The sequence below is a fragment of the Sphingomonas sp. 66-10 genome (genome assembly GCF_001897045.1).
Lineage (GTDB): Bacteria > Pseudomonadota > Alphaproteobacteria > Sphingomonadales > Sphingomonadaceae > Sphingomonas > Sphingomonas lycopersici.
The window spans coordinates 1-2,332 of record NZ_MKRR01000050.1 but is presented as its reverse complement, the minus strand read 5'-3'; the positions used below and the strand labels follow the sequence as shown (position 1 = coordinate 2,332).

Genomic DNA, 2,332 nt, shown 5'->3' with positions numbered 1-2,332 from the left:
TTCACGACGAGCGTGACGACACCCCCCCGGGAGCGGATGTCGTCCGCAAGCCGGCGAAACGCCAGACGGGCTTCTGGACCTGCGCCGCCCATCTGCCCGATCAGCGGACCCGCGAAGGGTCCGGGACGGAAAGACAGCTCGACGCTTCGCCACGCCACCTCAAGAGCGATGGAGAAGCCTTCGTTGCCGTGAACATCCTGCGGCCGCAGCTCGACACCGGGGTACCCTCCAGCAGGTGGTCGCGGGGCGCCCGTGAAGGCGACCCCGAACCTGGCGGACACCGCGCTGGCGATACGGCCGGGGTCAGCCCGCCACATCATCCATCTCCGGCTCCGGCAGATCCTCGACCAGCTTCCGCAGGATCCTCGAGACTTCGTAGCGCATCTGTTCGAAATGCTCGGCCGTGCTCTCGCTGATGGTGCTGAGCTCGGCCAGGCATAGCCCCCACAGGAGGGAATCCATGCCCTGCACCGTCACGCCCTGCGCGAGGTTCGGGATGTAGACCTTGTTGTAATAGGGGTGTGACGTGTTGATCCGTACAGCCTTGTGCCCGTCAATGATGCCGGGCTCGAACAGCGCTCCGTCGTCGAGCGAATCGACCGTCTGGACGTGGACTTCCCCAGGCCGCTGCGCGGTTCCAAAGTTGATCTTGATCCGGAACGAGCCCTGGGCGTTGGTCAGTTCGGCGTCGCCGGTTTTCGGATCCGGATCGCCAATCTTCGTGTTGTCGAGCGCGCCTTCCTTCGCGGCGATCGTACGGTTCGACGAGTCGTGCGCACCCTGGGCCTTCTTCGAGGCGTCCGCCTTGCGGCCCTGACGGTATCGCTTGTTCGCCTCGCGCCGGGGTGCGGTCAGGAACTGGTCGCGCAGGGCGATCCAGAGGTCCTCGTTGAGCGAGATCTGCGACTTCTTGAAGTCGATGTCGAAGACCTCGTCGAGCTCGTGCGTGAAGGAAAACTCGACCCTCAGGAGGGAACCGTGAGGTTCCTTCGTGTACATGCCCAGCCAGGTCGCTTCCTGGATCAGCCGATTTTCGCGGTAGATATACATGCCCTGGGCTTCGTTCCCGAGCCTGGACTTCTTGAAGGCCAGATCGGACTCGAACTCCTCCTTCCGGGGCAGGATGTAGGCGCGGAAGATGAAGCGCGCCTTGCGGCCGTCGGCGGTCTCGAGATCCACCGTCTGGTCCACCACCTTGTCAGCCACGGACACGCAGAACGGATCCCAGGCGTGCACCTTCTCGTCGTTGATCCGAATCTCCACGTTCGGCGCCCGTCCGTCAGCTGGATCAAGGAAGCGCTGGAAGACCATGCCTACATGCTCGCGGAGCGCCTTGACGGTCTTGTTCAGCGCGTTCTGGGCGGCGCTTCCCCCGCCGGTCTGCTTGATCAGCCGGTCGACCTTCGTCCAGAGCACGACCGTTCCCGAATGCGCGGGCGCAGCCTGGTTCAGGTGATCGAGCGCTTCCTCGTCGACCTCGTCGGTGAGCTGCACGTTCCAGCCGTGCTTGGCCACGTGGCCCAGGTCCCAGGTCGCCTGCAGCACCGGCGCGCCCGCGGAAGGACGCGAGACGACCGAAAGCACGCGCGAGAAAGCGGTCGAGGCGGTCTTGAGGCCAAGTCCGAACTTGCCGAGGCTCGACGGGTCCGCACGCCGGCGGGACCCGTAGGTCATCGCGTTCAGGATGCCCTCCCTGTCCATGCCGTCGCCGTTGTCGGCGATGGAGACGCGGATGTTGTCCCGCATGTCCATGACGACCTGCAGGTCGACGTAGGTTGCCTTCGCCGCGATCGAATTGTCGATGATGTCGGCGATCGCGGTGTTGAACTTGTAGCCCGTGTCGCGGAGCCCCTCAATCATCCGCTCGGGATCGGGAAGCGTCTCGATATTCTCAGTAGTCATCTTTCCTCCAGATGTGTCCTCAGGCGGACACGACCTTCCATCCGCCGCCAAGGCGCAGCACGCCGTCCTGCAGCCCCGTGGCGCGTGCCCGCCTGAACGCGATCCGCCGGCCGCCCCCGTCTCTTTTCTCAAGGACCAGCTCGTCGCCAGCGACCAGCCCCGCCTCCCGGAAGTAGCCCGTCATGCCGGTCAGGCGAAACTCGTTGCGGGTCCCTCCGAAGAATTTTCCATTGTAGTAGATGAATGGAAAATCCCAGCGTCCGCCATGATCGTCGCGGAAGGTGAGGAGGTGCCGAGGATTCTTCACCTCGGCCGTCAGCAGTGGGAAGAACCCGAGGATTTCGGGCTTCTTCGGAATCAGGATTCCGGCCTGGTGGCCTCCGGTCTCCCCGAGGTCATTCGGACTTAGAATTTTCGATACGGCCTGAGT

General features: G+C 63.9%; 3 protein-coding genes. All 3 read right to left on the bottom strand.

Going from position 1 to position 2,332, the window contains the following annotated elements; genetic code table 11:
- Positions 1-317 (bottom strand): hypothetical protein (locus BGN95_RS05655; protein WP_286771907.1); only part of this gene is annotated, 317 nt, incomplete at its 3' end.
- Complete coding sequence (locus BGN95_RS05650; protein WP_286771906.1) at positions 304-1,902, bottom strand: ATP-binding protein; 1,599 nt, start codon at positions 1,900-1,902, stop codon at positions 304-306. The genes BGN95_RS05650 and BGN95_RS05655, both read right to left, overlap by 14 nt.
- A 19-nt stretch (positions 1,903-1,921) precedes the next feature.
- Positions 1,922-2,332, bottom strand: a 411-nt coding sequence (locus BGN95_RS05645; RefSeq protein ID WP_286771905.1) for an EcoRII N-terminal effector-binding domain-containing protein, incomplete at its 5' end; no start/stop codon positions are given.